Genomic DNA, 5,911 nt, shown 5'->3' on the forward strand with positions numbered 1-5,911 from the left:
ACCCGGGAATTCTCTTAGAGCCTTCTTCACAACGATATACTAAGCCTAGCTGGAGGTTTTATAAAATATTTGAATAAGATAAAAATTGATGGCCCTATACTGAATAATATTGATAATGATATAACTAGCCTAATGAAAAAAATAGATGGAAAGGTAGGTGTATTGATACCGCTATCTCAAAAGATTCTTAACGCGGCTGAAAAGGGAATTATTAAACTTACTACGAGCGGTTTAGATGGAGACACTCTACTACAAGCTAACGTAGTGCTGATTACTGCGAGTGATAAGAATGACTTAATTAAGAAGCTAAGTGAGGTAATCAAGAGTTGATAACAGTAGTTGGGAGTTATAACGTAGATATAATATTAAAAGTTAATAAGCTTCCAGAAGTTGGAGAAACCGTTATTGCAGAGGAAACATATACGAGTCATGGCGGTAAAGGTTCTAACCAAGCTGTCTCTGCATCAAGACTAGGAAGCAATGTAAGAATAATAGCTGCTGTAGGCAAAGACGTTTACGGATACAATGCCATAAATTTCTGGAAAAATGAAAAAATAGATGTCGACTACGTTAAGATGAAAGACATAAGTACTGGAGTTGCTTACATCCTTGTGGATAAGAAAGGGAGAAACGTAATTGCAGTTAACAGAGGTGCCAATTATTATTTAACTGAAGATGATTTAGATGATGGATTACGCGGAGATATTCTATTAACCCAGTTAGAGATAAAGGAAAGCGTTGTGAAGAAGGCTCTAAGAGAATTCCCGGGGATAAAAATATTAAACCCTGCTCCTGCAGTTCTCAGTGACCAAGAAATTATTAAGTTAACAGATATAATAACACCAAACGAGATAGAATTTAAAGAAATAGTTAATACAGATGATTTCGAATATGGATTAGAAATGCTCCTTAAAAGAGTAAGAAAAGCTGTCATAGTAACTTTAGGGGAAAGAGGTGCCTTACTAGCCACAAAAGACGGAAAAAAGGTAATAATTAGAGCACCTAAGGTTAATGTGGTAGATGAAACAGGTGCAGGTGATGTATTTAATGCTGCATTAGCAGTCTACTTGGAGAAGAATTATGACTTAGAAAGTGCAGTAGAATACGCTAATAAGGTGGCTGCACTTTCAGTTACTAAGATAGGTGCGTTAGGACCTAAATTAGATGAGGTGAATAAGTTCCTTGAGGAAATCAGTGAGGAGGAAAAAAGTTAAAATAAATCAACCATGTGTAGGTGGATTTTGTGATCTAGTCGATATAACTCAACGTGATGATATATGAGAATAACTTTCATAGGCACTGGAGCTGGTTCAAGCATAGGTACTAAAAGAGTTAAATCAAGTATTTTAGTAAACGAGTCTATATTATTCGATTTAGGTCCTGGGGCTGATCTCAAATTGGAAGATCTTAAAATTTATGATAAACCTAAGGCTTTATTTATTACCCATCTTCATGTAGATCACTTTAATGGATTATTTGACTATTTAGTTCAAAGGAAAATTAGAGGCATTAAGGATTTGGAAATTTACTCCCCGCAAGGGATAGAAAAAATTCTTGAGTCTTACGTTACTGTAGGCAATAAAATATCAACCAAAATATACGAGTCACAATTACCTAGAGGAAAAATAGACGATTTAGAAGTTTACTCTGTTAAAGCTTGCCATTCGATCTATGCCGTAAGCTATGTAGTTAGAGATAAGAGTAGAAAGGTAATTTATACTGGTGATACGTTAGAGCCTTGTGATAATATTTTAGAGGAGGCTAAAGATTCAGATTTAATAATACATGAAACTACCTGCGTTAACGATTGTAGCGCATGGGGACACACTTCGATCAATCAAATAATAAACTTGTTTGATAGGAAGAGAAAAGTGATAATAACACATATCCCAATACATGAAGAAGAAGAAATAAAAAAATTAGGTGAAGGTAAGGTGATAATAGCCTTTGATGGGTTGTCTATAGATGTGTAGATTTATTGCATTTCATACAAAAGGAGAAATAAAGAAGAAATACTTAGATGGACTTTTAAAAGCCAGCTATAATGACGTTTTTTCGAAATATAGATCTCATTCTGATGGATGGGGTTATGTAATATTTGTTAAATTAAGCCAAAAGTGGAGAGTGTGGTATTATAGATCTGAAGAACCTATTTATCAAGATGAAAATGGATTACAATTTCTAGAATCAATAAGAGGAGATGAAATAGTCGGAATTGTACACGCTAGAAGATCATCCAAGAAATTCTTAGTAGGGTTAACTCATTGTCATCCATATTTTCTAAGGGCTGGCCCTTATGACTTATACTTCGCACATAACGGTTCAGTTATGAGAAAAGCTTTCAGAGATCCCTATAGACCTTATACTGATAGCTACTTGATTTTGGAGGAAATCAAAACCTTAATTGAAAGCGATAATCAAGTACCATTAGAAGCTTACTTTTCTACAATTCAAAGACTGAAAGATTATGCAACCAGTTTAAATTCTTCATTAATTTACTTTGATAAGAATAACGGACCTACTTTATTAGTTGCGTATTATTATAATGTAAGTAGAGTAACGAGCAGTGTTTCAGAGGAGTACTATAAACTATACATAAATGAAGAGAACTATATTATTCCTTCAACTGTCAAATACTACTTAAATGAGCGGGAGAGCAAGGAACTAGAGTTGGGTAATATTGTTGAACTATGAACTATTTATTAATCTTTAGCTAGTGTTTTTAATTATTGGGTATAAACTCATAAGTCAGTTTTTCATATTATAGTTTTATGAAAGAGAGTCTTATAGAGGCGAAAATTATAGATTATGGAAAGCTGAAAGATATACATAAAGACATTATCTACTATAAATTATATATAGAGTCTTTAAGGAAAAGCGGAGTTAAAGAGAAAGTCAATCCTCCCCCCAATATTCCTAAACCCATAATATCCTCTATGATGAGCGGAGGTATACCTAGAGATGGACCCTTACAACTCGATATAATTAGAAAAAATATATTCAAGATAAAGGGCTATAACGCATTGATTGAATCTAAGGAAATAAATGAAACGCCTTTGTATGCCGTAGTGGAATATAGGGACGATGGTATAAAAGTTTACTTAGCATATAGGGAGAAACCAATAATAGCAGGAATTGATCTTGGGATAAGACACTTGATTACGATAGTAAGTTTGAAAGAAAATAAATTATGGAAAGTAAGATTTTTTGATGAGCCAAAGCTAATGGAATATTTCCTAAATTATTTAGGAGACGAGCAAGGAGTTCTAATGTTAGAGGAATTCAAAAATAAATCTAAAAAAATAGTATATGAAGCTATAAACTTCATTGAAAATCTAGAGCCAAACGTAGTTGCTCTAGAAGATCTTAACTCATTTGAGACTAAGGCAGGTAAAGGTTTGAGAGCTTTACAATCAATGTTAGAGTCTGAATTAAGGAAAAGGGGTATAAAATATAAGAAAGTGGATCCTTATAATACTTCTAAAATTTGTTCAAAATGTGGATATAAAAAGGGAGAGGTAATGGGGTCTATTTTCGTATGTCCCTCTTGCGGATACAAAGCTGATAGAGATTTTAACGCTGCATTTAATATCGCCCTAAAATGTTATTATACATGCTAATCGTTTCTCAATACCTAATCCCGTATACTATTTAACACAATTACTAATAGAAGACTTACAATTCTATAGGTATTTTGAATCAGATATATACTTAGATACTCCAGTATTTTCTCAATATACTCTTTTCATCACTCAGATAATTCAAAAATCTAGTTCTTACAGCATCAGAAGAACGAAATATAGGGTATTCCTTTTCTATATTCAAAAATCCCTCTAAAAACGACTTTAAACCTCTTTGCAAACCTACACTATATCCCCCCTCTAGTACTGCAAATCGTTTACTAAACCTCCTGCTCAACCTTCCAAAGTTATAAAAAGTACGTTCAGTGGCATTAACGTTTGCTAATCCATCATCCTTAAATGCATCAAAGCCAGCTGAAATAGCCATAATTACCGGTTCAAAATCATCTAAAATTGACTCGATTATGGGGAATAACTCCTCATAAAGATCATCACCTCCTAATGGAGGTATCAATAAGTTAACTTTAGTCCCCTCAGCTTCTCCTTCTCCAACCATATCTGGGAAGCCAGTACCAGGATATAGAGTCCTAGGATCCTGATGAATGTCAATGTGCAACACCTCTGGATTATCATAAAAGATTTCTTGAGTACCATTGCCATAATGTACGTCAAAATCAATTACAACGACTTTCCTTAAATTAAGCTTTTTCACGGGATAAGCTATATTATTAAAGATACAGAAACCTAATGTAGGGGCGTTAAAAGCTCTACCATTAATTCCTGCATGATGACCAGGTGGTCTTAATAATGCTAAACCATTTAATTCAAATGCTCTTAAGGATCCACCAAGAGCATGTAACGCCACTTCATAAGTGTTTTTATTTACGTAAGTGTCAACGTCTAAATTCTCTTCTAGGCTAGACGATTTGGAAACTAAATTAATATAGTCTTCAGAATGCACAATCTGAGGATCTTCAACTTTCACGGGTTTCTCAGACTTTACCTTGAACTCTCTTAAGATAGATAACGCTTTGGTCAACCTTTCAGGGTTCTCTACATGAAAGCTTCTCGGATAATGGGACTTATATATTTCATCATAAATTACGTGTAGTTCGTCCATATTAATTTATAGTACATACGACCAATTTATTTTTATGAATAATAGAGTTAAGAGATTGCAAGAGGAGCTTGTAAAAAACAATATTGATTACGCTATCATAGGACCTACTAGTAACATGCAATACTTAATTGATTTCATAGAGGAACAGATGGAAAGACCTCTGTTGCTGATAATTTCACAAGACGATTATTATATTCTTGCTCCAAAATTATATGAAGAACAACTATCAAAATTTCCTTTGATAGTTTATAGTGATGGAGAAAACCCGTATTCCAAACTTAATCTTAAGGAGAATTCAAGTTTACTTATAGATGACAAATTGTATTCACTATTTACGATAGAAATTCTTAGTACAATAAAATCTAGACGCGTTTATAGGGCTTCGACAATACTGGACAAATTACGTATGGTAAAAGATGAAGATGAAATTTCGAGAATGTCGGAAGGAGTAAGGATAGCAGAGGAATTGTTCCTTCGCTTTATACAGACCTTAACAGAAGGATTAACAGAATGCGAAATACAAAGAAAATTCAAGAGTTATATAATAGAGAATGCAGGTGAAATATCTTTTGAACCTATACTTACTTCTGGTCCAAATACCTCCATGCCTCACCTTAAATGCACAGAAAGAAAAGTAAAGAAGGGAGACGTTATTATCTTTGATTTTGGAATAAAGTATAAGGGATACTCTACTGATACGACGAGAGTTGTCTCTTTGGGAAATCCAAGTGATCTTGATGTCAAGAAGATATTTGAAATTGTAAAGGAGGCTAACGAAGCAGCGGAAAGGTTTGCGAGAAAGGGAGTACTTGCAAGTGAAATTGACTTAGAAGCTAGGAAAATCATAGAGATTAATGGGTACGGAAAGTTCTTTATACACAGGACAGGGCATGGAATTGGAATAGACGTTCATGAAGCCCCTTATATCTCATCAGATAACAATGAGAAGATAGAGAATGGTGAAATATTTACAATAGAACCCGGAATATACCTACCTAACAAATTTGGAATAAGAATAGAGGATGAAATACTGATACATTATGGTACAAGTAAGGTATTAAACTCATTAGATAAGGAACTGTTTATCATATAAACTATTAAACCTTAAAGAAATTCCTTTATTTTATTATATGTTATTATTATAAGATATTAAACAGTACGTACCCAAAAGGCTCCCTCTAAGTCGGAAGGAAGATCTATGTTTATCTTA

General features: G+C 33.6%; 7 protein-coding genes. 6 read left to right on the forward strand and 1 reads right to left on the reverse strand.

Annotated features, from left to right (window positions below):
• Nucleotides 1-69 precede the first annotated feature (69 nt).
• The 5 genes from DMP16_RS07280 to DMP16_RS07300 all read left to right on the forward strand — a co-directional run bounded on the left by DMP16_RS07280 (nucleotide 70) and on the right by DMP16_RS07300 (nucleotide 3,620).
• Entirely contained in the window at nucleotides 70-330 is a 261-nt protein-coding gene (locus DMP16_RS07280) for a hypothetical protein (protein ID WP_143577034.1), read from the forward strand.
• A complete protein-coding gene (gene rbsK, locus DMP16_RS07285; protein ID WP_143577035.1) occupies nucleotides 327-1,214 on the forward strand; it encodes a ribokinase in 888 nt (295 codons plus the stop codon). The genes DMP16_RS07280 and rbsK overlap by 4 nt, the downstream gene beginning before the upstream one ends.
• Before the next feature lie 63 nt (nucleotides 1,215-1,277).
• Nucleotides 1,278-1,973, forward strand: a complete 696-nt coding sequence (locus DMP16_RS07290; RefSeq protein WP_069282672.1) for an MBL fold metallo-hydrolase — start codon at nucleotides 1,278-1,280, stop codon at nucleotides 1,971-1,973.
• Entirely contained in the window at nucleotides 1,966-2,694 is a 729-nt protein-coding gene (locus DMP16_RS07295; protein ID WP_069282671.1) for a glutamine amidotransferase, read from the forward strand. Before DMP16_RS07290 ends, DMP16_RS07295 begins: the two co-directional genes overlap by 8 nt.
• 77 nt (nucleotides 2,695-2,771) lie before the next feature.
• The gene (locus DMP16_RS07300; RefSeq protein WP_069282670.1) at nucleotides 2,772-3,620 is read left to right on the forward strand and encodes a zinc ribbon domain-containing protein; all 849 of its coding nucleotides are present in this window, start codon (nucleotides 2,772-2,774) and stop codon (nucleotides 3,618-3,620) included.
• 91 nt (nucleotides 3,621-3,711) lie between these two features.
• Here DMP16_RS07300 and DMP16_RS07305 read toward each other — a convergent pair whose 3' ends face one another.
• Nucleotides 3,712-4,701 (reverse strand): histone deacetylase family protein, encoded by a 990-nt coding sequence (locus tag DMP16_RS07305; RefSeq protein ID WP_069282669.1) that lies wholly within the window; start codon nucleotides 4,699-4,701, stop codon nucleotides 3,712-3,714.
• A gap of 34 nt (nucleotides 4,702-4,735) precedes the next feature.
• Between DMP16_RS07305 and DMP16_RS07310 the strand changes: the two genes are divergently transcribed.
• The gene (locus tag DMP16_RS07310; RefSeq protein ID WP_069282668.1) at nucleotides 4,736-5,794 is read left to right on the forward strand and encodes a Xaa-Pro peptidase family protein; all 1,059 of its coding nucleotides are present in this window, start codon (nucleotides 4,736-4,738) and stop codon (nucleotides 5,792-5,794) included.
• Nucleotides 5,795-5,911 lie beyond the last annotated feature (117 nt).

The organism is Sulfolobus sp. B1 (genome assembly GCF_007050195.1).
Classification (GTDB): Archaea; Thermoproteota; Thermoprotei_A; order Sulfolobales; family Sulfolobaceae; genus Saccharolobus.